Origin of the sequence: Bulleidia sp. zg-1013 (assembly GCF_019798045.1) — a bacterium.
GTDB lineage: Bacteria > Bacillota_I > Bacilli_A > Erysipelotrichales > Erysipelotrichaceae > Bulleidia.
In genome coordinates this window covers 87,487-93,624 of record NZ_JAGXEX010000007.1, presented here as the reverse complement: position 1 = coordinate 93,624, position 6,138 = coordinate 87,487, and the positions used below count along the sequence as shown (strand labels likewise).

The window sequence follows — 6,138 nt, the reverse complement described above, 5'->3', positions numbered from 1 at the left end:
AATATGGGAAAATCAGGCTCAAAACTTGAAGTTCTCTAATACGAGAGATGCTTTGCTTCCAAAACTTATGTCTGGTGAGCTTGATGTTTCCAACATCAACTTTTAAGCCATTAAATTATTGTTTATCAGCTAATTAGTATTAAACTATCTTATTGACCTATGGTCAATAAGCATCGCAAGTCTACGACTTGCTCAATTATTGTTTATATTACAGAAGGAGTCGTAAATATGGAAGAAATAATGTTTAATAAAGATGAAATTGAAAATTATGGAATAGAGATAACTTCTGTAAGTTCTTTTATTAATGAAGTAAATAAGTTAAAAGATACTTTGTGCGGGAGCAATGAGGAATTATTTTTCAGAGGGCAAAAGACTGATTTCTGGGATGTTATTCCAAGCATTTTTAGAGGGAATTATTTAAGTGTAGAACATACATTAATGCAAGTTCCTCTATTAAAAGCACCATATGAATTTATTTCTATAAATAATGATTTTGAAATTATGACTAAATACCAACATTATGGAATGTGTACTAGATTGTTGGATTTAACTACGAATCCATTAGTTGCTCTATACTTTGCTTGTGAAGAATATGGTGATGTGCGTTATAAAGGGATTGAAGATGAAGAAGACACTAAAACACAAGAAGCGAATGGTGTAGTATTTTTTAATAAAAAATATTCTATATCTACAAGTGAAATAAATATAAAAGTTATATCCTCTTTATCTCAGATAGATTTATCAAATGATAATACTCTTGAGTCCATATTGAGAAAACTTACAGAACGGCAAGCTATATCAAAAGAGTTAGAAGAAAGATGGAAATCAAAAGAACATTACGAAGAATTTATAAATATTATTCAGAATAATTATATTGTTACCCCGTCATACAACAATGAAAGACTATCAAGACAGTGTGGAATGTTTTTATTGGCAGGATGTTTTAATTTTATTTATACTGAATCTATTAGTGAGTCCAATATAGAAAAAGGATATAAAGATTTGCGAGATGAATTTGATAGAAAGTTTTTCTATATTTCAGGGGAAAACAAGAAAGCAATATTGGAGGAATTAGACACATATAATATAAATGAGGCTACTTTATTTCCTGAATTAGAGCACCAGTTAAGTTATATAAAAAATAAAAAGAATGCTAAAACAAAGGCTTCATCAGAATTTATAAAATTTAATTCTAATGATATAAACCAACAAATAATAAAAAAAGATATTGAGATAAGTGGCAACATAATAAAAAATGGAAAATTTAAAGATACTGTGCTTAAAGCTTTAAACGAAAAATATAATTTCGATATACAAAAAATATGGTCATTAGTGGAAAATTGGATTTCAAAAATCGATTGGTATAGACGAGAGTCTGTAATAAGTAGATTTAAGGTTGATGTTCAAAGAGTATTACTGGAAAATGGATTTAATAAAGAACAGGCGAAGAATGAATCCGAGTATATCAGTGATAAAATTATAGAGATAGCGAGCGAATTATCAGAAAGGGGCGAAAAATAATGTCAAGTTTTTTCATAGAAGCAGATTATGAAAATTCAATAATTGAATTATTTCAAAATGACTTGGGATATGAGTACGCATATGGTCCTAGTATTAAAAGAAATTTTTATAGCCCATTATATGAGGAAGTATTGATTGATTCTTTGTATCATCTGAATAGAGATTTGCCTGATGATGCCATCCATGAAGCACTATATAAACTCAAAAACTTTGAAAACGGAGAGCTTGTGCAGAAGAACTCAGTTTTTATGGATTATCTGCAAAATGGGATTCCTGTAAGATATTTTGTTGACGGTGAGGAACGATCCTCTATAGTTTATCTTGTTGACTATAAAAATCCCGACAACAATTCATTTGTCGTGGCTAATCAGTGGACATTTATTGAAAGCAGCAGTAAACGACCGGATGTAATTCTATTTTTGAACGGATTACCGGTAGTTTTGGTTGAGCTTAAATCTCCTTCTCGTGAAGAAACGGATGCTTCCGAAGCTTATAGGCAACTTCGCAATTATATGCAGGAAATCCCTTCTATGTTTATTTATAATGCGATTTGTGTTATGAGTGATCAGTTGACATCTAAAGCTGGTACTATCACTTCCGATGAAGACCGTTTTATGGAGTGGAAAACCAAGGGTGGTAACTACGAAAATACACAGTATGCACAGTTTGACACTTTCTTTGAGGGAATATTCCAAAAAGAAAGACTGCTTGATGTTATTAAGAACTTTATTTGCTTTTCAAATGAGGGGATTAACACATTAAAAATTCTTGCCGGATACCACCAATATTTTGCAGTGAGAAAAGCGATCGAATCCACAAAGCGTGCTACTGTTACCGACGGGAAGGGTGGTGTGTTCTGGCATACACAAGGAAGTGGCAAATCACTTTCGATGGTGTTCTATGCTCATTTATTGCAGGAAGCATTAGATAGCCCTACTATCGTTGTACTTACTGACAGGAATGACCTTGACGACCAGCTTTATGGACAGTTTGCAAAGTGCAAGGAGTTTTTAAGACAAGAGCCAATGCACGCAGAAAGCCGTGAGCATTTGAAAACACTACTTGCCGGCAGACAGGCAAACGGCATTATCTTTACCACTATGCAGAAATTCGAGGAGTCTAATGAGCCTTTGTCTGAACGCCATAATATTATAGTTATGGCTGATGAAGCCCATCGAGGACAATATGGACTTGCTGAAAAGATTAAGATTACAAAGAATGAAGATGGTAACGAAGTAGCAAAGCGTGTTATCGGCACAGCAAGAATTATTCGTAATACGCTTCCTAACGCTACATATATTGGATTTACAGGGACGCCTATTTCCTCAAAAGATAGAAGTACTCGTGAGGTATTTGGCGATTATATTGATATATATGATATGACGCAGGCTGTTGAAGATGGAGCAACACGTCCCGTGTATTATGAAAGTCGTGTCATTAAGCTAAACCTTGATGAAACTACCTTGAAATTAATTGATGCTGAGTATGATTTAATGGCTCTTAATGCTGATGAGGAAGTTATCGAAAAGAGTAAAAGAGAGCTAGGTCAGATGGAAGCAGTGCTTGGAAACGATAATACCATAAATTCCCTTGTTTGTGATATTCTTGACCATTATGAAAGTAATAGAGAGAATCTGCTTACGGGTAAGGCGATGATTGTTGCATATTCTCGTCCCATTGCCATGAAGATTTACAAGCGAATATTAGAACTTCGCCCGACTTGGACTGAAAAAGTAGGTGTTGTTATGACTTCTGGGAATAACGATCCTGAAGAATGGCGACAGATTATTGGTAATAAACATCATAAGAATGAGCTTGCAAAGAAATTTAAAGATAACAACAGTGCTATGAAGATTGCTATCGTTGTTGATATGTGGCTGACCGGCTTTGATGTACCGTCACTTGCTACGATGTATGTTTATAAGCCTATGTCCGGGCACAATCTTATGCAAGCAATTGCCCGTGTAAATCGTGTATTTCGTGATAAAGAAGGCGGGCTTGTTGTTGACTATGTTGGAATTGCTACGGCATTGAAGCAGGCAATGAATGACTATACTTCTCGTGATAGAAAGAACTATGGCGATACAAATGTTGCAAAGGTTGCATATCCGAAGTTCTTGGAGAAGTTGTCTATATGCCGTGATAAGTTCCATGGATATGATTATACAAAGTTTATCAATGGTACAGACCTTGAAAGAGCGAAAACTATCAGTGGTGCTGTGAATTTTATCCTAGGTAGAGAAAAAGTTGATGATAAGGATTCTTTCGTAAAAGAAGCTCTTATGCTTCATCATGCACTTTCTCTTTGTTCATCTTTAATTGATGAAGACGATAGATTTGAAGCGGCTTTTTTTGAGGCTGTTCGTGTTCTTGTTCTCAGACTTACTAATACCGGTGTTGGTAAAAAGATTTCCTTACCGGAAATGAATGCAAGAATAAATGAACTTTTGAAACAGAGTATTAAAAGTGATGGCGTAATAAATTTATTTTCAGACATCAAAGAGGAGTTTTCTTTGTTTGACCCAAAATTTCTTCAGGAAGTTGCAAATATGAAAGAGAAGAACCTTGCAGTCGAATTATTGAAAAAATTGATTGCAGAGCAAGTTTCTGTTTATCGCAGAACAAATATTGTAAAATCCGAAAAGTTCAGTGAGATTATGCAGCGTTCTCTTAATGCTTATCTTAATGGTATGCTTACCAATGAGGAAGTTATAGAAGAAATGTTAAAGTTGGCAAAACAGATTGCAACAGCACATCGAGAAGGGGATGAATTAGGACTAACTGCTGATGAACTTGCTTTCTATGATGCTTTAACAAAGCCTCAGGCAATTAAAGATTTTTATGAAAATGAAGAACTGATTGCAATAACAAAAGAATTAGCAGATACTTTACGTAAGAACAAGACTATTGATTGGCAGAAGCGTGAGTCGGCAAGAGCTAAAATGCGTATGCTAATCAAAAAACTCTTGAAAAAACATAAATACCCACCGGAAGGTATGGATGATGCCGTTAAAACCGTTATGATGCAGTGTGAACTTTGGACGGATAATTTAAGCTTTGAGGAAGAAGGTAATGTTTATATGTATAATAATCATACTGATAGAACATTGTTATCAGTAGCAGAAGATGGGGAGAAATATAATTGATTAGGCAAATCTTAATAGATATGTATGTTGAGAAAGTGTAAATTATGGCAAAGGGAATAATATATTTAATGACTACAGTTGTTTCCGGTCTTATTAAGATTGGCAAGACGGGAAATGATTAATTTGAAAATAGAATGAGATTTTTAGAAAGTAATGGATATGCCAATATCACGGGGTTAAAAAGGGAGTTTGCTATCGAAGTGGATGGATATGATGAGAAAGAAAAACTTATTCATGATATCTTTAGTAAAAGTAGAATTGTCGGCACTGAATTATTTGCATTAGATATAGAGGTCGCAAAATCCTTATTATCTTCTTTAGATGGCAAACAAATTTATCCTAAGGATAAAAGTAAAAAAGAAGTATTCGAAGAATCTACAGAAGAGATAAAACTTAAAACGGAGAGTGGATTTGTTCCGGATGGAGAGTATATATTAAATCGTAATATAAGAGGTTTTGGGAAAGTAAATGGGAAAGCTACAGTTAAAGAGGGAGTATTCACAGTATTAAAAGGAAGTTTTTGTGGTAATACCAAAAAAGGCTATATACCATCTATTAGAAGAAATGCAAAAATAAAAGATAATATATTACAAGAAGATATTGTATGTATGAATCCGTCAAGTGCCGGTTGGATAGTTATTGGGAAATCTAATAATGGATGGGTAGAATGGAAAGACTTACAAGGGAACTTTATTGAAAAATATAGAGATAATGAAAAATAGTTGATACACAAGTTAGCTATTATAGAAAATAACGAGATGTAAGCTTATGTCAAGTTTAAAAGCAAGCTTTATATCCCCATTGGTATGAGCAACCGGGACAAAATTGGGTAAAGATTGCAAAAAGATTAATTCAATAATCTCTTCCGGCGGCTTCACGAGAAAATATATAAAAATTAGATAGTGGCTTAGTGAAGTGAACCCAATTTCAAATTAATACATAAGGATTGATTTCTGTATTCTACAGGAGTTCGTCCTTTTCATTTTGCTTGCATGTATCGATATTTTAAAGAAGTGATATTTCTTCATGTAAAAATAGAGATGATTTCCTAATATGCGGAAAAGAAATTCAATTCTAGGCAGATAAAAGTGTACTAGTATGAAAGTATAGAGAGAAAGGAGGAGAGAATGATGAGGAAAGTATATTTATTTTGCAGCAATGGAATGTCCACTTCACTAATGGCAAGTAAAATGCAAAAAGTAGCGGATGAGCATAACTTACCGGTTGAAGTAAAAGCTTTTTCGGATAGCTTACTAGAGAAAATCATTATTGAACAAAACCCGGATGCTATTCTTTTAGGACCCCAAGTAAAACACATATACGAAAAAGTAGTTGACCGCTATGGTCATTTAGGAAAACCAATCTTCGTAATTGATTCCGAAGACTACGGTAATATGAATGGCGAAAGGGTTCTAAAAAAAGCAATTTTAGAAATGAAAAAGAAAAAAGCAGAAAGCGAAGGTGAATAATT

Annotated in this window: 4 protein-coding genes; all 4 read left to right on the top strand. The window is 33.8% G+C overall.

What is annotated here, in order from left to right; translation table 11 throughout:
- Positions 1-228 precede the first annotated feature (228 nt).
- Entirely contained in the window at positions 229-1,521 is a 1,293-nt protein-coding gene (locus tag K7I92_RS05780) for an FRG domain-containing protein (RefSeq protein WP_220282401.1), read from the top strand.
- Entirely contained in the window at positions 1,521-4,667 is a 3,147-nt protein-coding gene (locus K7I92_RS05775) for a type I restriction endonuclease subunit R (RefSeq protein WP_220282400.1), read from the top strand. The genes K7I92_RS05780 and K7I92_RS05775 overlap by 1 nt, the downstream gene beginning before the upstream one ends.
- 134 nt (positions 4,668-4,801) lie before the next feature.
- Positions 4,802-5,389: a hypothetical protein gene (locus K7I92_RS05770; RefSeq protein ID WP_220282399.1), complete on the top strand. Its 588-nt coding sequence runs from the start codon at positions 4,802-4,804 to the stop codon at positions 5,387-5,389.
- Positions 5,390-5,797: 408 nt separating this feature from the next.
- Positions 5,798-6,136 (top strand): PTS sugar transporter subunit IIB, encoded by a 339-nt coding sequence (locus K7I92_RS05765; protein ID WP_203245800.1) that lies wholly within the window; start codon positions 5,798-5,800, stop codon positions 6,134-6,136.
- The last annotated feature ends 2 nt before the right edge of the window (positions 6,137-6,138 follow it).

Bases quoted from the DNA above. Each gene is read 5' to 3' on its own strand.
- K7I92_RS05780 (WP_220282401.1), top strand. From the start codon at position 229: ATGGAAGAAATAATGTTTAATAAAGATGAAATTGAAAATTATGGAATA.
- K7I92_RS05770 (WP_220282399.1), top strand. From the start codon at position 4,802: ATGAGATTTTTAGAAAGTAATGGATATGCCAATATCACGGGGTTAAAA.
- K7I92_RS05765 (WP_203245800.1), top strand. From the start codon at position 5,798: ATGAGGAAAGTATATTTATTTTGCAGCAATGGAATGTCCACTTCACTA.
- K7I92_RS05775 (WP_220282400.1), top strand. From the start codon at position 1,521: ATGTCAAGTTTTTTCATAGAAGCAGATTATGAAAATTCAATAATTGAA.